Annotated in this window: 15 protein-coding genes and 4 tRNA genes; 5 read left to right on the forward strand and 14 right to left on the reverse strand. The window is 41.0% G+C overall.

From position 1 onward, the window contains the following. Positions 1-61 precede the first annotated feature (61 nt). The 13 genes from D6774_02135 to D6774_02195 all read right to left on the reverse strand — a co-directional run bounded on the left by D6774_02135 (position 62) and on the right by D6774_02195 (position 10,930). Entirely contained in the window at positions 62-748 is a 687-nt protein-coding gene (locus D6774_02135; GenBank protein ID RME78113.1) for an FAD-dependent oxidoreductase, read from the reverse strand. Continuing rightward, complete coding sequence (locus D6774_02140; protein ID RME78114.1) at positions 745-1,161, reverse strand: NusA-like transcription termination signal-binding factor; 417 nt, start codon at positions 1,159-1,161, stop codon at positions 745-747. The genes D6774_02135 and D6774_02140 overlap by 4 nt, the downstream gene beginning before the upstream one ends. Then, positions 1,158-1,418 (reverse strand): 50S ribosomal protein L30, encoded by a 261-nt coding sequence (locus tag D6774_02145; protein RME78115.1) that lies wholly within the window; start codon positions 1,416-1,418, stop codon positions 1,158-1,160. Before D6774_02145 ends, D6774_02140 begins: the two co-directional genes overlap by 4 nt. Next, the gene (locus D6774_02150; GenBank protein ID RME78116.1) at positions 1,415-2,548 is read right to left on the reverse strand and encodes a DNA-directed RNA polymerase subunit A''; all 1,134 of its coding nucleotides are present in this window, start codon (positions 2,546-2,548) and stop codon (positions 1,415-1,417) included. The genes D6774_02145 and D6774_02150 overlap by 4 nt, the downstream gene beginning before the upstream one ends. After that, positions 2,545-5,115, reverse strand: a complete 2,571-nt coding sequence (locus tag D6774_02155; protein ID RME78117.1) for a DNA-directed RNA polymerase subunit A' — start codon at positions 5,113-5,115, stop codon at positions 2,545-2,547. Before D6774_02155 ends, D6774_02150 begins: the two co-directional genes overlap by 4 nt. 1 nt (position 5,116) lies before the next feature. After that, on the reverse strand, positions 5,117-6,925 hold the full coding sequence (gene rpoB / locus D6774_02160) for a DNA-directed RNA polymerase subunit B (GenBank protein RME78118.1): 1,809 nt from the start codon (positions 6,923-6,925) through the stop codon (positions 5,117-5,119). Further along, entirely contained in the window at positions 6,921-8,402 is a 1,482-nt protein-coding gene (locus D6774_02165) for a DNA-directed RNA polymerase subunit B'' (GenBank protein ID RME78119.1), read from the reverse strand. Before D6774_02165 ends, rpoB begins: the two co-directional genes overlap by 5 nt. Further along, positions 8,395-8,628 carry a DNA-directed RNA polymerase subunit H gene (locus tag D6774_02170; GenBank protein ID RME78120.1) on the reverse strand — a complete coding sequence of 78 codons (234 nt, stop codon included), beginning with the start codon at positions 8,626-8,628 and terminating at the stop codon, positions 8,395-8,397. The genes D6774_02165 and D6774_02170 overlap by 8 nt, the downstream gene beginning before the upstream one ends. 23 nt (positions 8,629-8,651) lie before the next feature. After that, a tRNA-Lys gene (locus D6774_02175) sits at positions 8,652-8,747 on the reverse strand. A 5-nt stretch (positions 8,748-8,752) separates the two neighbouring features. Then, positions 8,753-8,827 (reverse strand) — tRNA-Asp (locus tag D6774_02180). Positions 8,828-9,153: 326 nt separating this feature from the next. After that, positions 9,154-9,286 (reverse strand) — tRNA-Tyr (locus tag D6774_02185). Between the two features lie 56 nt (positions 9,287-9,342). Next, entirely contained in the window at positions 9,343-10,779 is a 1,437-nt protein-coding gene (locus tag D6774_02190) for a hypothetical protein (GenBank protein RME78121.1), read from the reverse strand. 77 nt (positions 10,780-10,856) lie between these two features. Then, positions 10,857-10,930, reverse strand: a tRNA-Pro gene (locus D6774_02195). Positions 10,931-11,041: 111 nt separating this feature from the next. On the opposite strand from D6774_02195, the gene D6774_02200 reads away from it, so the two are divergent. Together D6774_02200 and D6774_02205 are read left to right on the forward strand one after the other, a co-directional pair. After that, positions 11,042-11,863 carry a pyridoxal phosphate-dependent aminotransferase gene (locus tag D6774_02200; GenBank protein ID RME78122.1) on the forward strand — a complete coding sequence of 274 codons (822 nt, stop codon included), beginning with the start codon at positions 11,042-11,044 and terminating at the stop codon, positions 11,861-11,863. A gap of 57 nt (positions 11,864-11,920) precedes the next feature. Continuing rightward, positions 11,921-12,094, forward strand: a complete 174-nt coding sequence (locus D6774_02205; protein ID RME78123.1) for a hypothetical protein — start codon at positions 11,921-11,923, stop codon at positions 12,092-12,094. Positions 12,095-12,099: 5 nt separating this feature from the next. On the opposite strand, the gene D6774_02210 is transcribed toward D6774_02205, so the two are convergent. Further along, positions 12,100-14,580, reverse strand: coding sequence for an SMC family ATPase (locus D6774_02210; GenBank protein RME78124.1), 2,481 nt, complete (start codon positions 14,578-14,580; stop codon positions 12,100-12,102). 283 nt (positions 14,581-14,863) lie between these two features. On the opposite strand from D6774_02210, the gene D6774_02215 reads away from it, so the two are divergent. The 3 genes from D6774_02215 to D6774_02225 all read left to right on the forward strand — a co-directional run bounded on the left by D6774_02215 (position 14,864) and on the right by D6774_02225 (position 17,535). Next, the gene (locus D6774_02215) at positions 14,864-15,349 is read left to right on the forward strand and encodes a hypothetical protein (GenBank protein RME78125.1); all 486 of its coding nucleotides are present in this window, start codon (positions 14,864-14,866) and stop codon (positions 15,347-15,349) included. Beyond that, positions 15,346-16,899, forward strand: coding sequence for a hypothetical protein (locus tag D6774_02220; GenBank protein RME78126.1), 1,554 nt, complete (start codon positions 15,346-15,348; stop codon positions 16,897-16,899). Before D6774_02215 ends, D6774_02220 begins: the two co-directional genes overlap by 4 nt. Positions 16,900-17,055: 156 nt before the next feature. Then, positions 17,056-17,535: an Hsp20/alpha crystallin family protein gene (locus tag D6774_02225; protein RME78127.1), complete on the forward strand. Its 480-nt coding sequence runs from the start codon at positions 17,056-17,058 to the stop codon at positions 17,533-17,535. Positions 17,536-17,581: the final 46 nt, after the last annotated feature.

Here is a 17,581-nt window from a genome sequence, read left to right on the forward strand (position 1 = left end):
CTCCCCATACCTGCTAGCAAACACGTACGAAGAGTCTTCCTATATTTCCCAATAACACCAACTACCATTGTTCCCTGTGCAATTTATCAAGAGGAGCACCCAACTCACGCAACGCGTCTTGCATTGCCTTTACAAATTCAGGCGCGCCACACAAATAAAAACGAGAATTCTCAACACTCCTCAACTTTTCAAGAAGAGCATCCTTAGTAATACGACCCTTATTATACTTAGTATCTTCTCGAGTCACGAATAACTCCACCTGAATAAACTCATGCTCCTTAGCATACTCTAAGAGCTCCTCTTTAAGATACGCCTGCTCATTAGTTTTCGACGAGAAAAGCAATACCGCTTCCCTGTTAGTACGAACACATTCTTGAAGCATTGCACGAAGAGGAGCAAGACCGGTACCTGAAGCAATAAGAACAACACGCTCATCACCCTCACGCAACTTGAAATTACCATAAGGCCCCTCAAGAAGAATTTTCGAACCCTCAGGAACATTAAGCACAAACGTTCCCATCTTAGCAAGATCATCTTTTTGCTCAATGAGCAATTCAAGAACGCCCGATCCACAAGCATTAGCAATAGAATACGCCCTACGAGTCACTTGTTCTTCATGAGGAAGCAAAACCTCAAGCATAACAAACTGTCCAGGAACCCACGAGCCAAAAACATCTTCAAATTGTAACAAAACCGTTCTTGGTCCAACGATTTTTTTCTTAAGAAGCGTTGATTCAAAACGATTCATACTACCTTAACTTCCTTCACAGGAAAATACCTACGCAGATTCTTCTCTAAATTGCGTAGATTCTGCGCCTTGCGACCAATGAGCAAACCTCTATCCTGTTCAGTCTCCCCATGAACAACAAAAACATCCTCTTCAAGCTGTTCAACCTTAGAAACATTATGAGGATAACACATGTTACGAATAAAACGCTCTTTCTTATCAGACCATTCCACAATTTTGATCTTCTTTTTAAACGTGTTTTCTAGCTTCTTAGCTCCAGCACCATCCTTGCCAATTGCTTTGTAAATTTCACCAGGAAACACTACAAAAACCATACGATCCTGAATCGGATCAAAAAAAGCATCCTTAGCCCTGCACTTAACAAGTTTCTCAAAAAGCGCTATGGTCTGCAGTGTTTCTTCATCCAACCTCATTTTTTAACACTTAGGATTGAGATGGGAAAATTCTTCTTACACACATCACCAAGCTGATCATTACTCAACTCAAGATGCACAACCTGCGCACCACTAAGTTTGGCATAGCGCTCAATATCCTCCTTAACCATTTCAGGAGTATTTGCACTTACATACACCTTGGCGATTGCACCCTTTCTCAATCCCTTGAGCGTCTCATCAGTACCGATAATAGCTTTTCCTTCGGCTACGAGTTTTTTAATTTCTGTTTCACTCATTTTTCATCTCCCTTTGCTCTCAACCCAGGTAAACCCGTACCAACGGGAATAGGTTGATTGAGCATTACGTTCTCAATAACTGAATTAAGCTCATCCAACTCACCTGCCAAAGCAGCATTAGTGAACTGCCTAATCGGTGTTTCAAATGATGCTCTTGCAAGAATCGAACTCTTCTCAGAAACAACTCCATAACGAGTAATTCCCTTAACCATTCCTGAAGCACACATCATATCTGCAACGAGCATGATGTGGCGCTCATTGATCTTAAGACCTTGATTTTCAATAACTTTGAAAACCTCATCAATAATTGCGTTACGAGCAGCTTCCACTCCAAGAAGAGAATAAATCTCAAAGATATCATTACTCGTAGTTCTTGTCTCATCAACAAAGTCAAGACCTAATACTTGTTTAAGGTTAGATCCAGCAGTTACAATAACATACTCATCATCTTTCTTCACAGGAAGAACTTGACTAATTCCTTTAACTCCGCCTACGTGCAATTCTTTGAGTTTTTCTTTAAGTACATAAAGTTGATTTAAAGAGAAATCTTTAGGTGCTTTAACATCAATTTGATTTCCCTTCGCACTTACTTGAAAATCTTTAAAACTCTTCTCAACCACTTTGAGAATTCCTTCTTTTGAAGCACCAATAGCGTCAAGTTTAGCATCATCAAGAACAGCAGAAACAGTAAGTTCTGCAATGTTGATCTCAATACTGGAAACCGCATCTTGCATCTTTGATTCCTTTACTGCAAGAGCGACCCTTTTGATGTCTTTTCCTTTACTATAGGGTTCTTTTAAATAAATCTCCATCATAGGTGTTGAAGGAGTTTTACGACCGTCTAAAATTTCAATAATTCTAGGTAAACCAACCGTAACGTTCATCTCCGCAACTCCTGCGAAGTGGAACGTGTTAAGCGTCATCTGTGTACCCTGTTCACCAATACTCTCAGCAGACACGATACCTACAGCTTCACCAGGTTCAACCTGCATAGACTGATACTCACTGACAACACGATCTAAAATTTCTTTAATTTGTTTATCTGATGCGTTAGACGGTAATTTAGCCTCAACTTCTTCTAGAAGTTTTTTTGGAAGTACCGCCCCATATTCTTTTTTGAGATCCATCATCCCATGACCTCCTCAATAATTTTACTTACATTGATACTTCCACCTTCTGACTTTGAAACGTCAATACCATCCTCACCATACTTAAACTGTACAATGCGCTTAGCCGCATCACGAACAGAACCATCATACTCAATTTTAAGATCCTGCATCGCATTAGCAAGTCTTCTGTACAGATAACCAGACTTAGGCGTACGAAGAGCGGTATCCATCAGAGAATCCCTTCCAGTCATACCCATGAAGAAGAACTCTGCGGGTGAGAGTCCATCTTTGAAACCTGGTCGGATAAAACCATGAGCTGCAGGGCCAAGATCTCCTCTCTTAAAGCAAGAAAGTGTTCTTTGCTTATACCCTTTAGAGATGCGACCGCCACGTAAAGCTTGTTGCCCTACACATGCAGCCATCTGAGCAAGGTTAATAGATTTGCCCTTAGCGCCAGAGCGAGCCATAACAATAGTTCCTGCATGTTCGTTTTGGTTCTTAGCAACAAACTCCCCTGTCTTGTTACGCGCTGCGTTTAAGATTTCAAGAGTTTTAAGCTCAAGAGTTTCTGCCATTGTTTTCCCAGGGAAGGTTTCTAGTGTTCCTGCATAGTACTCATCAATAAGCTTCTGCACCTGTGCGTACGCTTCATCAATAGTCTCTGCAATTCCTTTCTTCGCTTCTTCAGGAAGATCTGAATCTGCAAGACCTGTACTAAAACCAAATTCTTTTAATGTCGCAATACCGAGTTTTGTTACCTTATGGATGAAGTCCGCAGCTGCTTGAGCGCCATACTTCTTGTGAATTGATCGAAGCATGAAACCAGCACCTTGCCCTAAATTAGCACCATCCATTGTGCCTGATTTAAGCACGCCATTTTCAATAACAACTTTATTTCCGCCCATATCCTTTCCAGTAAAGTCAAAACCTGGAGGAAGAAGTACGGAGAATACTTCACGACCTGAAACGACATCTTTTTTCACTAGTGAAGAAGCATCATGAACTCCTGCGCTAAACAGTAAATCAACAGCTACCTCACGAGGAATACTTTCTTTTGAAGTAAGCGTGTAAATACCTGAAAGACAATCCTGCACTCCACCAATGACACTAAGACCATAAGCAGGAGAGATTAACTGTTCTTGAACCTTCATCAAGACTTCAGCTTCTGCTCTTGCCTCTTCTGTCTGAGGAACATGAAGGTTCATCTCATCTCCATCAAAGTCTGCGTTGTAAGGTGCACAAACAGCAGGATTAATTCTAAACGTCCTCCCAGGAAGTACGCGCACGCTATGGCACATCATACTCATCTTGTGAAGAGATGGTTGCCTGTTAAAGATAGCAATATCTCCATCCATTAAATGCCTCTCAACAACATAACCAGGTTCAATCTCTTCAAGAATCTGCTCAACCATATCATCAGTGATACGCTTCTTCCTACCATCCGGGCGAACCACGTAATTCGCACCAGGATATTTTTTAGGACCATTCTTGATGAAGTTTGTCAAATACTCTGCATTCCACTGTGTCATACGTTCAGGAATGGTAAGTTTCATAGCAACGCTGCGTGGAACACCAACTTCGTTAATACCAATCATAGGATCAGGTGAGATTACTGTACGCGCAGAGAAGTTCGTACGTTTACCTGCAAGGTTGCTCCTAATACGTCCCTCCTTAGACTTAATACGCTCAGAAATTGTTTTGAGCGGCTGGCCAGATCTGTGACGAGCAGGAGGTAATTGTGCAACGGAATTATCAAAGTACGTTGTTACGTGGTACTGTAAGAGATCCCATAAATCTTCAATAATAATCTCAGGAGCACCAGCGTTAATATTCTCAAAAAGACGCTGATTGATTCGAACAATATCTCCTAACTTATGCGTTAAATCATCCTCTGAACGCTCACCTGTTTCAAGCGTAATGGACGGTCTCATAGTTACCGGAGGAATCGGAAGCACTGTTAGGATAAACCATTCCGGACGAACTACCTCTGAGTCAAGACCGAAGAGTTCAATATCTTCATCAGAAATCTTCTCAAGAAACGTTCGCACCTCAATAGGTGATATTCGCTTCTCGTTTTCAAGGAACGTATATGGTTTTTCAAGGGTGACTTTCGGTTGGCGTGCCTTACAATGAGGACACTTATTCACCGTTTTCATCTCTTTAATAACTTCTCGAATGCGTTTTCTTCTCGCCTCAAGACCTTGTTCTTCTTCAACCTGTTCAAGATCTTGTATGATTGCTTCTCGCTTATTGTTTGGAATAAGTACCTTGTTACAACTATGACACGTTGAGCGAAGAATAGAGAGGATAAGATTTACATAATTGATGTGAACCACGGGACGTGCGAGTTCAATATAACCGAAATGGCCAAGAGATTCCTTAAGTTTAAGACCATCAGTCTTACACGTAAGCCCTGGATCAATAACCCCCAAACGAGTGTCCATAAGACCCCCATCAACAGGGTAGCCTTCACGATCATAAAGTTCAGGAGTTACAATCTTTGCAGCAGCCATTTTCTTGATTATTTTTGGAGAAAATACTCCAAACTTAATCGCCTTTACTTTTTTGTATGCATGTTGTGGTTCCATTTTAGTACTTATCCTCTAACACGAGACGTGGGTAAATGCCTAGTGATTTAATTTCATCGAGCAATAGCTTGAAAGCGTAGCTCATCTCAACGTATTCAAGCTCAGAGTCTTCCCCATAAATGGGAGACATAAGCTTCCTTGTTCTTGCATGATAGTATCCGCCCAAGCCTGATTTAAGACAGACCGGGATCATAACCTTATCCGCATCAAAGCGCTCCTTGAGAAGCAAAGACGCTCCATGCGCAACAAAGGTATCCTTCTCCATCTCTCCTAATCGAAGACCTCCTTCTTTTGCACGGCCCTCTGTAGGCTGACGAGTCAAAAGTTGGATAGGTCCACGTCCACGAGAATGGAGTTTATTTGCAACCATGTGCTTAAGTCTAAGATAATACATGGAGCCAACAAAAATGCGTGCTTCCATCATCCTTCCCGTTTCACCATCATAGAATATTTCAGTTCCATCTTCTCTAAATCCGAAACTTGCAAGTTGTTCTCTCAAACTTGCTTCAGGCTCACTTGAAAAGATGGACGCATCAATCGCAGATCCACGAAGAGCAGCAACCTTGCCACCCAAACATTCAATCAAATGACTAATGGTCATACGAGAAGGAATACCGTGCGGGGAAAAAATAAGGTCAGGAATAATTCCAGAAGCACTAAATGGCATATCTGAAGGATTAACAAGAAGTCCAATAACTCCTTTCTGACCATGGCGAGACGTAAACTTATCCCCGATTTCAGGAATACGATACTCGCGCAAGCGAACTTGAACTAATCTGTTTCCCTCTCCGTTCTCACTAAGAAGAACAAGATCAACAATACCTTCCTCACCATGTCTAAGAGAAACGCTTGACTCGCGTCGAACGTTGGAAGTAAGAGAATACTCATCCATACCTGAAAGGAAACGAGGAGGTGAGGTCTTACCAATAATCACATCTCCTTCTGCAACTTTAGCTTCAGGATGAATGATTCCGTCATCTTCAAGGAAACGATAATCATGTTCTGAGCGGTAGCCTCGAACATCTTTATCAGGAATGGAAATCTGGTCTTGCAAACCGCCAGCATAGCGTAGTTCCTCAGCAACTGCAGGTCTAAAATAGGAATTTCTTCCAAGACCTCTATCAACACTGCCTCTATTGACAATCACCGCATCATCCATGTTATATCCTTTAAAAGACATAACTGCAACAATGATGTTTTGACCCGCAGGGTGTTCATCATAATGAGATACATCGTGAATTATTGACTTTACAAGAGGAACTTGCGGGTGGTGGAGAAGATTTACATCCATATCCATACGAACCTGATAGTTCGCAGCGTAAAACCCAATTGCCTGCTTCTGATTTTTCGCACCTTGAGCAATACGCACAGCATGAGAGAAATTTGCAAAAGGAACAAGAGCAGCTGTAACCCCTAAGATGGTCATAGGAGAGATTTCCAAATGGGTGTGCTCAGGAGTAAGATCCTTCTCATCATATGCAATAAGACAATTTTCTTCCTCCGCAGCATCAATGTACTCAACTAATCCTTGTTTAACAAGATCTGTAAATTGTAACTCTCCTTTACTTAATTGCTCAACTTGTCGCTGAGTAATTAATGGCTTTCCATCGCGCACAACAAGAACGGGGCGCAACAATCTTCCACGTGAACTTTCAATAAAGATGGTGTCAGTGTCTTCATCATAAGAATAGTTAACACTCACATCAATATTGCCCTGTCTACGCGCAGAAACAAAATCCTCGATGAACTTCTTCGCATCATCAACTTCCCCAAAAAATTTGTTATTAAGAAAAATCTCTGTCATATTAATCCACCCTCACTCCTAGTGATTTAAGAGTTTTAGCAACTTCTTCTTCAGCTGTATCTGCACTAACTCTTGAGAGCAGTGCAAGGTTCTTTCTAAGACCAATGTTGGTACCCTCAGGAGACTCCATAGCACAAATCCGCCCCCAATGTGTGGGGTGAAGTTCACGTGCAGCAAAATTCTCCTGGCTAGCAGAAAGAGGTGAAACAACTCTTTGCAAGTGAGACATAGTCTCATTGAAATTAAGACGCTGAATTCTCTGAGAAATCCCTTTACGTCCACCGCTCCAAGCACCCGTAGCAAGAGACGAGTACAAGCGCTGAGTAAGAAGTTTCTCTCTAATCAACACTTTCAAGCTAGGAAATTTACCTCTTTTAACGATACGCTGAAAGTTGTAGAGCATATCATTAATCAATACCTTGAAATTTACTGCAAATAGATCTGCAAGAAGATCTCCTGACATTTTAAGACGCTTATTTGCATAATGGTCCTTATCATCAAGCTCTATCTCACCATTACAGGTGAGCACGAATTTCTTAAGGAGTTTAGCAAGGTTCTTAGCCTTTGCTTCACGAGATTCCGCAGTCATACCAATGTGCGGAAGCAAGTACTTGTCAAGAATCTCTTCCATGCGTTCAATTCTTTGCTCTCTTGCCTGAGTAATTCCTGTTTTCTTAGCCAGGTAATCAAGAGCGTCTTCACGTGACTTGATATCAACAAACTCAAATAAGTTAACAATGACGGAGTCAAAGTGCTTATCCTTAGAAATATGGCGCATGATCTCTTCATCTTTAACAAGTCCAAGCGCTTTCATCAAAACAATAACGGGAACTTTCTTAACCCGTGTGAACGTGAGGTAGTAAATACCGTCTTTCATCTTCTCAAACGTATGAGGGATTTTGTACGCCCCACCTTCTGAGAATAAACGTCCAGTATACAAAGAAGGTCCAACTTTATTTTTCTCTATGAGAAGTCTGTTCGCAGCAAGATCTTCAACGGTAATCAAAACTTTTTCCGTCCCATTAATAATGAAGTAACCTCCTGGATCAGTAGGATCTTCACCTTTTGCGATCAGTTCTTCTTTTTTAAGTTTGGAGAGGTGGCAATGCTTTGATCTAAGCATGATGGGAAGCGTTCCGATCTGCGTTGTAAGGGTTTCTCTTTGTACTCCGTTAATATGTGCAGAGACTTCCATGTAAATAGGAGCAGCATAAGAAATTTTTCTTAGTCTTGCCTCAATTGGGTAAATTGGACGAGTAGAACCATCAGCTTCAGTAATCTCGGGTTGAGTTACCCAAATCTTATCAAAGCGAATTTCAAATTTTTCAACGTTGGGAGGAATAATTGTCGGTTCAACAACCTTGTTTTGATCAATAATCTCTTGAAGTTGGTGCTCAACAAAGTTATTGAATGATTCAATTTCTGAGTCAATGAATCCTTGCTCTTCATAGTATTTTTTGATAATTGTCTTTGCTCTATCCATTTGCAACCCCTCTGTAGAATACGGATTCTCCTGCTGTTTTACTCTTTCTTATGATCTTAATAACATCTCCTGGTGCAGCGCCAAGATCTTTAATTGCTGGATCACTAGCGAAGATAATTGGTAGTTGGTTTACTTGTATGTTGTATTCTTCGAGAACCTTTTTTTTCTCTTCTTCAGTGAGTTTGATGTGTTCAGGAACAAGTCTGTGTTTGTTTGCTTTTGTCATGGAGTCACCTTGTGTTATTGTGATAGGCCGGACGGGGTTTGAACCCGCGACCCCCTGATTCCTTCACCGCTTTGGAAGCGTTAAAAGTCAGGTGCTCTACCAGGCTGAGCTACCGGCCTTTAAACGCCGTGGCCGGGATTCGAACCCGGGTCGAAAGCTCGACAGGCTTTCATGATAGGCCAGACTACACCACCACGGCTCTGTTTGTGGTTTAGCGGGACATAGCTGCTGCTAAAGACTAAAACACTGCTATTAAGCCTTTGTTTGTCTAAAGAAGCGCTTGTACACCGTTAACACCATGGTTGTTCGGAATTTTTCCCCTTTATAAATGTAGCGTTTTTAAGGGTACGTCCACGCTCTTCTGGTCTTTTCTTGGCATGTCGAGAATCCCGGCCACGGCGTTTTACCTTCGACCTTCCGTAGCGGTGTGCTGGTGGAAGTTGTGCTCTAATAGTGCTTGATTGGAGTACCAACTGCACCAATTCTCTTTCCTCTGCTCTATTAATCAGGGGGTCGTGGAGAAAATGGTCCGCGCGGCCGGATTTGAACCAGCGACCTCCCGGGTCCTGCTGAGTGCACGTCATTCAATAGGGGAAAACCCCTTGTCTTGCACCGAGTATCTACAGCCAGGCGCTCCACCAGGTTAAGCCACGCGCGGATAATGAGGGGAAAGAAAAAAGGTCCTTTTTAAAGGTTGGGGTTAGTAGCAACACATTAGTTTTTGCTACTCTCTTTCTTGCCTACGATGAGTGCATTACTAGAGACAACGAACTTATACCCTTGATGGTCCTTGAAGGTCATTTTTGTTGCAGGGATGGTGTGCTCACCTACAACGTTAAGTTTGGTCTTGAACCCATACGTGATAATTCTGTCCTCATGAGGATCAACTGTTTTAAGATGGTACTCCATTACTGGGCCATTATGTGTGCTAAAAATCTTGGTTGGCTCAAGAGTGTTTTTGAATGCGTGTTTATCAACTAAAAACATGCTAGGGAGTCGTTCAATGATCTTGACGTTGTGCACTGCTTTACCTGTTCTGTTTCTAAGGTACATGCGTACAACTCCACTCACCACTGCGTCCTTATCGTAATGTACTTTGACTACTTCTTTTCTTATAACTAAAGGGCTTCTTGTAAGATAATAGTAGATTAAACCTATGATGAGTGTGATAACAAGAAATGTGAAGAGTCTATAACTTTTCGTTATGGTGATGGTTATTGTTTCTTTAGGATCAAGAGTTACTGCCCATACATAGTACTGCTTATCCTCTTCGCGTACAACTTTTGCAGGGGGTGTTGTGCTTGTAAAGAGGCGTTCTCTTGCAGTGGTTTCAAGTCTGAATTCTTTTGTTTCTTTTGCATTAGCGGGATTGGTAAGGTTAATCTCTCTTATTGTTTTGAGAAACTTTTTTTGTATGCTCTCATTTTTCTCAAATGGTTCTGAATATGCGAGAATGTTAAGAGTGAATTCCTTATCAAGAAACACCGTGTTTTTTCCAGAAACTTTTATGCGTACAGTTTCTGTTCGTGGTTTGGAATCCTTTGGAAGATCTATGGGTATGTTGATCGTTTTAGATTCGCGTGCATTAAGCGTGGTAATTGTTGAAGTGTGAATAACATCGCCAATAATCTCAATGGAAAGATTATCGTAGGAGATGATGTTCTGATTCTTAAGAGCGATTTTAAGTGCTGAAATTTGCCTGGGATCAATTTTTTCAGGAATGTTGGGCTCAACAATGACATCAGGTTCATACATTGATTCGTGCTCGCCAAGGTGTATTTGAAGCGCGGTTTTAATGGTCGCATCTTCTTTTTCAGAGTGTACTGCAAGAGCCAACGTGTACGTTCCATCAGCAAGAGTATCAGAAGGGTTAAGTAAAAGAATAAATGAAGAAGAGTTATGTCCTGAAATATCAATACCTGAAGGAATAATATATGTGGGAACGCTCTGAGCTACAAAACGAAGATCTTGCAAGGGCTCAAGAGAAAAGTGATCTGCAGATGGTTTAAGGTTGGTAATGGTAATATTGTACTTTGCAATATCCGTTGTGAGAACGTAATTCTTAACAGGGGTTGCGGTAACAGAAAAGTCTGCAGCTTGCACAGTTACCACGAGTAAAGCAAATAGTATCAAAAATAACCCCTTTTTCATTTGCACTTGGGTGCGAGAAGGAGTTTAAAAAGGTTTCTTTGTCTTTTCATAGTTTTTTCACCGTTTTACTTGTTTGATGAGGCTGGGAGGATTCGAACCCCCGTTCTACGGCCCCCAGCCGCAGGTGATAACCAAGCTACACTACAGCCTCAATTATGGAGTGGTGCTGGAGAATGCAGTTCATGCAAGCTCCTCTTGCAATTCCCTTTGTAGTCTTTAAAAAGTTAATCTTTAAATAACTCTTCTTCACGCAACACCCAGAATGAAAAAAGAGGATTTAAGCCCTGCAAGTTTTATTGGCATTCAGGGAAACGGATACATTTCTTTTGGTTCTGGCCAACCTGATTTACCCCCTCCAAGAGCTGTTTATGATATACTTCCCACGTATCGCTCATTCAAGTACGGGCTTGTGCAAGGACAACTCAACCTTCGCAAAGCACTTGCTAAGCAGTACGCAAATGCAACACCTGATGATTTTGTTATTACCAATGGTGCTTCAGAAGCGCTTGACCTTACACTTCGAACACTCAGAAGAAAAGGGTGCACTAAAGTACTTTTACCTCGACCATATTACTACTCGTATCCACACATGGTGAAATTTGCAGGAATGGAGCCTGTATACACTCAACTCAAAGAGGGCCTTATTGACTTTGATGATTTTGAAGAAAAGATTCGGGGTTGCGGAGCTGTTATTATCAATTCGCCTTCTAACCCTACTGGGCGTGTTGAGAGCATAGAAACACTCAAAAAAATAGAGCGCCTTTGTAAAGATCTTAACATCACCATTATTTCTGACGAAGTCTACAAAGATCTCATATACACAAGAGAAAATTATCTTCTCTCAGGACCTCATGTTGTGACTATTAACTCCTTTTCTAAAACATGGGCAATGTGTGGTTTTCGTGTTGGTTACTTGTGGAGTTCTGATCGAGAGTTCATTAAACAAGTTATTGCTATGAAGTCTCACACTTCCATGAATACGAACATCTTGGGGCAAGAAATGGCTTTCGAAGCAACAAAGGTTGATCGCGCAGTAATTAAAGAACAGCTTAAAATTTGGAAAGCAAGAAGAGATCTTATCTAAGAGGGTCTAAGTGAACTTGGGCTTGAGTTATGGAAGCCAGAAGGAGCATTTTACGTATTGCCCAAAGTAAAAAATCCGCGAGACTTTGTCTGGAACATGTATAAACAACACAAAGTCATTACGTATCTTGGCGAGTGGTTTGGATCACCTCAGCGTGTTCGTTTTTCTTACGCGCTTGATGTTGAGAAGATTGAAGAGGGTCTTAAGAGAATCAAAAAATATTTGGGCTAAACAAGTTACCTTGCGTGACTTACACCGTTTGTTTTTTCAATATGGATGATGTTTTCACAAAAGCTTTCCATTTTTTGCTCATGAGATACAATGATAATTTGATTTGCTTCGACTTCGTCAAGGACATCTCTCATTCTATCAAGCTGCTCAGAGCTAAATCCTTCAGTTGGCTCATCAAGTATAAGTAGATTTTTCGCATGAATATCTCCTAGTTGAGATGTGATGAGTTGATTGAGTGCTAGCCTATAAGCAAATGCAACGGCTGTTTTTTCCCCACCAGATAAGTGTTCTATATCAACTTCGTGACCTTGGGAAATTATTCGAGGAGAAAATGCTTCGTCAAGATGCGCTTCAATTTCATCAGACTCAATAAGTTTATTAAACCATCTTGAAAAGTGTGCGCTGCACTGTTGCTGAAGTTTCGCCAAAGTAAGTTCTTCAAGTTGTTGTTGTAGCGGAATAATATTTTTTTCAAGAAACATCCTTTTTTCCATAAGTTCTTGTGTTGTTTGCGCTATTTTGTCGAGATCATTAAGCTTATTTTCAAGGTTCTTTTTCTGTTCCAGTAAAAGTTCTTTTTCAGTTTCATATCTCACTTTTTCTTGTTGTAATTGCATAAGTGCTTTTTTAAGATCATTTACTTTTGTTTGCTTCTTAGAGAGATTGAGTGAGAGATCGGTAAGCTTAGCAATTCCTTGTTGATACTCTTCAACTTGTTCATCGAATTTTCTGAGCATCTCATCAATCTGAGAGAGTTCAATACAAGCTGTCTTTTCTCGTTTAGAAAGCTCTTTTTCTTGCTGAGTTATACGTTCAAGGCGTTCTTTTCGCTTAAACATTTCTTTGCTTTCTTCAAGCTGTTCTTCAAGGCGCGCTATCGCCTGCGAGAGTTTGGTGTTTTCTTCTTCATCAAGAGCTATTTGCTGTTTTTTGTGAATTATAAGTGAGAGCTCTTCTTCAAGTCGATGCTTTTCTTGAATTTGCTCACTTCTTCTACGAGACAATTCTTCAATGTTCCTCACCTCTTTTTCTATTTGGTTGAAGTCTTTTTCTTGTTCAAGGAGTTTTGCAAGTTTTCTTTCTTCATCTTTGCAGGCAAGTTCTAATTCACGTAATTTCTCTTTTAGTTTAGTGGTGTGCTCCTTTGTTAATTGTTCAATTTTTTTCTTGTGTTCACCTTTTACTTCTTGATAACAAGTGGGACATTGCGTGAGTTGAGATACTTTAGCACTTTGTTCTTCGTGCTTCTTGATTTCTTTTTCAAGAACTTCTTTTTTTGCTAGAAGCTCATGCAGGAGAGTTCGTTTTGTTTGAATGCGTTTTTCAACATCGTTTCGTTCACTCAATTTCGCCCTAAGTTTACGTAACTGTTCAAGCATCTCTGCTCGCTGATCAATAAGAACTTGCATACGCTCAATGCGCTCTCGCAGATGTGATTCTTCCTTACTAAGATGGGCGTATTCTCTTTGTGCGTCTTTTTTTCGTAGTGTTTCTTCTTGCTGTTTTTTAAGTAATTCTCTGAGTTCTTTTTCAATTTGTTCGGGAGGTGGTGTGTGAATAAGTTCTATATCTTCTTTCTCTACTGCGAGGCCGTCAAGGGTTGCGCGAAGATTATGTATTTCTTGAGCGAGCAATCGCTTTCTTGCAAGCATATCCGATCTATTTGAGCGCACTTTCTCAACGATATTCTTAAGTTGAAGGATGCGTGTGTATTCTTCTTTGATCTTGTGAAGCTCCTTCTCCTCCTCAAGCACTTGCTGTTCAAGGCTCTTGAGTGCTGTGTCATCTATGTGTTTTAGCGAGAGGATTCTGGCATTGGTTTTACGAAGTTCTTCTTCAAGAGCTTGTTTTTGTTCTAAGCGAATACTCTGCTCTGAAATCTTTGTTTTAAGATGTTTAAGTGTGAGTTGGGCGTTTTGTGCAATGCGGTGAAATTTATCAATACCAAATATTTTCCTAATGGTGTCTTTTCTTACATCGGGGTGTTCAAAGAGAATCTGCTGCATTTGCGCTTGTGGAGTGTAGATGCTATAACGGAAAATAAGGTTGTTCTTGGTTGTTGTTTCTTGTGGGTATTGCAATACTTCAATAATCTTTGCAGTAAGCTCTGTAGGGGTCGCATCAGATGTTACGTCATCAATGGTAAGAGAGCCTGTACCTGCAAGTATTCCTGTAGCGGTCTTCTTGATCGTTCTCTCAATAACGATCGTCTTTTCTTGTGGTGTGTTTTCGTGGATGCGAAAACAAAGTTCAACTCTTGCTTGTTTTTCGCCTTTTCTTAACAGAGAAGATCCTAGTACCTGTCCTCTTCGGATACCAAAGAGTGCAAATTCAATTGCTTGAAGAATTGTTGATTTACCTGCTCCAATATCTCCATGAAGTAGTATTGAGCCTGTAGGGAACAGGATTTTCTCATCAGAATAGCTTCTAATATTTTGCAGGTGAAGAGAGGTGAGGATCATAGGAGTATTTTGTGGGATGAGCATATAAATAAATGGTGTTGTCACTTGTTCCCACGATTTTGAAGGGTGTTGCAATCAGTTTGCTCTGCAAGGGTTTTGGTGGAGAATTTTCAATCTTCTTTTGCAGTGCTTCTTTTGTAGCGCTTCTTTTGCGGTGCTTCTTTTGACGCACTTTTTTTAGCTCTTTGCGATGGTGTCTTCTGCGCGGTCAGCTCTAAAAGTGACTTTTGTTGATGTCTCTTTTGTTGCTGTCTCTTTCTTGTGACAAGAGCAAATTTATATAGATTTAATCAAAGACAGAAGGTTCATGGGTATGAGAAAACATTCTACACCGCTCGTTGGATCTTCACATAAACTATATGACATCATTAAGGGCTCTTCTTCAATAGGTCCAGGACTTCTAGAGCTTGGCTTAGATCTTAACGACGTGGGGATTCTTTTTGTAGACTCTCTTTACACACTTCCGCGAAGATACAGAATTCCAAGAGGCGTTACTTCTGAATCAGCACTAAGAAGATTCCAAAGTCAGTGCATCGCCTACGTTCGCTCACAGCTCTTCACTGCGGGAAGAGACAAAGAGCGAGGACTCTTAGTAGTTCCATCAAAACTTCCTGCATTGCCCGACTATAACTATCATCAGGACAGCTTAGAGCACGCACTTTTGAAAGCAGACTATTCACCGCATGACATCGCGCAAAGAGTGCTAGAAGGAGCAAGGAAATACAAACAAGAGTACAGTGATGGACCTGATAAACGCTTTTTAGAATACAGGAGAGTTTTCTCACAACTATGAGTCGTAAACATCTTATTATAGATACGAGTGTATTTATTGATGATCCCTATGTTCTCTCAAAACTCTCCAGTTCAGATCACGAAGTAAATGTGGTTTTGCTCAACGAAGTGCTCAGTGAATTAGATTCGTTGAAGCACCGTCAAAGAGATGATAGGAAAGTCGCTGCGCGCGAAGCAATTAGGAATCTTGATGATCTTCTCGGGGATGACCCCCAAGAATTGATGCGCGGAAGAAAAACGGTTATTGACGGAGTCACTCTTACGAGTTGGCTTGCTTATAATGATCTTCCCCATGTGAGCTTTCCGATTGAAGGTGCTTCTTTGAGTGATCTTTCTCCCGATCAAAAAATCCTCTATCAAGCGTTACGTATCAAAGAGGGTCTTGGGGAAGAGGTCGAAGTAGTAACTCAAGATAGGAATATGCGCTGCCAGGCACTAAACATGGGAATTCGATCAAGATCCTTGCAACGTCCGCGAGAAACCCCTATGTATTTTGGGCGAACTGAGTTTAGAAGTGAGCGTATCGCAAAACGTTTTGAAGAACGATGTTACCTTGATGAAAACGATCTTGGAGAGTGGGTAGAGCAACTTAATCCTAATGAGTATGTGGTCATTCATAAAATTGGCAAAGATGAGGATCCTCGACAGGCAAGATCTCGTCCTCCCGTTGTTGGACGCTTTGATGCATCCCAAGGAAGAGTGATTCCCTTGTGGAGGAAAAGAGAGGGTTCAAAATTTGATATTCGCGTGCGACCAAGAAATCTTCGTCAAGAAATGGCAATTGATGCTTTGTATGACCCTGCAATAAGGGTAGTTCATCTCATTGGAGGCGCAGGTTCTGCGAAGACATTTCTCTCCATTGATGCTGCCCTGCGACAAGGAGACCCCAAAATTGCGGGAGTGAAAATTCCTGAAGGTGGGGAAGTTGAGAGATTTGATAGGTGGAGGAAAACAGAAAAGGGAAGGGCTGTTTGTGAAAGGCATCACCTCCTCTATTCAAGAATTGGTCTTACAAGACCTCAAGTATTTCCCCGTGAGGGAGAAGAAGAAATGGGTTTTCTTCCAGGAGGTCTTGAAGAGAAATTTGCTCCGTGGCTTAGGCCCTTTGTTGATAATGCACGGATAGTTATGGAGATGTATGGCATTAGGGATGTGGAAGATGAGGAGGAATATTTATTTTATGGCAATAGTTTAATTGAGAAAATGCCTGTTACCTTTATGAGAGGCAGAAGTCTTAACGATTATTTCTGGATCATTGATGAAGCACAAAACGTAAGGACCTTTAACTATCGGATGCTCGTTTCAAGGGTGGGTGATGGGACAAAACTTGTGCTGGCAGGAGACCCTGCACAGACGGATAATCACGCACAGTTTGAAGATACTCCTTTATATCAGTACAATTATTCTAGAAGGGATCTTGAAGATACTGCAACAATTGTATTCACGCCTGAAGATATTGTGAGAGGGGAGGGGTTTGCAAGAAGGTATTTGGGAGATGATGATACTGATGATCTTGCTAAGTACCGAGGCCCTGAAATTATTGATCTTTAATGCGGGTGGTTAGCATCTTCTTGTGGTTGTGGGGTTAGTTGCTCTTCGTTTATCCTCTTTGAAACCGAAACATTTATATACTACATATGCCTTTTTGTTGATATAAGTTCAACCAAAACTACTTTGGCTGAACAATACTTACATGAGGTGATCTCTATGAGACGAAGAAACACACTATGGGACGAACTAAGAAGAATGCAAGAAGAAATGGATAGACTATTCGGTTCTTTTCTTGATGCTACGCCACAAGGAGATTTGGGAGCATACGCGCTCATGCCAGGAACGGCAGTAGAAAAAAGCAACTACAGAAAAGCTCTAGCAGACATTACCCAAACAGACAAGGAAATTATCGCAACAGTAGAACTTCCTGGAGTAAACAAAGAAGATATTGAAATCAACGCAACCGATGAGGGTGTTGAAATCAAAGTAGAGCATAAAGAAGAAAACAAAGAAGAAAACAAGAAAAAAGGAACTTACTGGTTTGAGAGAAGTTACGCTGGCTTTTACAGATACATACCTCTCCCTGATGGGGCAGATACACAAAACATTGATGCAAGTTACAAAAACGGCGTGCTAGAACTAAGAATCCCTAAAAAAGAGGACAAGAAGAAATCAAAACGCATAGCTGTGAAATAAACATGACGTAACTACAGCATTAAACTAGCAAACACCCACAAAACAC

Source organism: Candidatus Woesearchaeota archaeon (genome assembly GCA_003695435.1).
Classification (GTDB): Archaea; Nanobdellota; Nanobdellia; order Woesearchaeales; family UBA11576; genus J101.

Excerpts from the sequence above, each read along its gene's own strand:
- D6774_02135 (RME78113.1), bottom strand. The coding sequence starts at position 748 with ATGAATCGTTTTGAATCAACGCTTCTTAAGAAAAAAATCGTTGGACCA.
- D6774_02140 (RME78114.1), bottom strand. The coding sequence starts at position 1,161 with ATGAGGTTGGATGAAGAAACACTGCAGACCATAGCGCTTTTTGAGAAA.
- D6774_02145 (RME78115.1), bottom strand. The coding sequence starts at position 1,418 with ATGAGTGAAACAGAAATTAAAAAACTCGTAGCCGAAGGAAAAGCTATT.
- D6774_02150 (RME78116.1), bottom strand. The coding sequence starts at position 2,548 with ATGATGGATCTCAAAAAAGAATATGGGGCGGTACTTCCAAAAAAACTT.
- D6774_02155 (RME78117.1), bottom strand. The coding sequence starts at position 5,115 with ATGGAACCACAACATGCATACAAAAAAGTAAAGGCGATTAAGTTTGGA.
- D6774_02165 (RME78119.1), bottom strand. The coding sequence starts at position 8,402 with ATGGATAGAGCAAAGACAATTATCAAAAAATACTATGAAGAGCAAGGA.
- D6774_02170 (RME78120.1), bottom strand. The coding sequence starts at position 8,628 with ATGACAAAAGCAAACAAACACAGACTTGTTCCTGAACACATCAAACTC.
- D6774_02190 (RME78121.1), bottom strand. The coding sequence starts at position 10,779 with ATGAAAAAGGGGTTATTTTTGATACTATTTGCTTTACTCGTGGTAACT.
- D6774_02200 (RME78122.1), top strand. The coding sequence starts at position 11,042 with ATGAAAAAAGAGGATTTAAGCCCTGCAAGTTTTATTGGCATTCAGGGA.
- D6774_02210 (RME78124.1), bottom strand. The coding sequence starts at position 14,580 with ATGCTCATCCCACAAAATACTCCTATGATCCTCACCTCTCTTCACCTG.
- D6774_02215 (RME78125.1), top strand. The coding sequence starts at position 14,864 with ATGGGTATGAGAAAACATTCTACACCGCTCGTTGGATCTTCACATAAA.
- D6774_02220 (RME78126.1), top strand. The coding sequence starts at position 15,346 with ATGAGTCGTAAACATCTTATTATAGATACGAGTGTATTTATTGATGAT.
- D6774_02225 (RME78127.1), top strand. The coding sequence starts at position 17,056 with ATGAGACGAAGAAACACACTATGGGACGAACTAAGAAGAATGCAAGAA.